The 237-nt window shown below is 71.3% G+C and carries 1 pseudogene; it reads left to right on the forward strand.

Annotation, left to right across the window (positions count from 1 at the left end):
* A pseudogene (locus tag PUR56_RS43645) lies at positions 1-237 on the forward strand (substrate-binding domain-containing protein); the annotation flags it as partial.

Genomic DNA, 237 nt, shown 5'->3' on the forward strand with positions numbered 1-237 from the left:
ATCAGCGAGGTCCAGGCCGCGATCGCACAGAAGACCAACGGCGTCGTCATCGTCGTCCCCGACCCCGCCGTCGGACCCCAGGTCGTCCAGGCCGCCAAGGACGCCAAGGTCGCCCTGCTCACCTCCGACGACCAGATCTGCACCAACGGCCCCGACCCGTCCGCCTGCGCCCCCGACAACCTCGTCCCCCGCATCGGCTTCTCCGGCACCCAGATGGGCGGCGAGGTCGGCAAGCGC

This window comes from Streptomyces sp. BE303 (assembly GCF_036290945.1).
Classification (GTDB): domain Bacteria; phylum Actinomycetota; class Actinomycetes; order Streptomycetales; family Streptomycetaceae; genus Kitasatospora.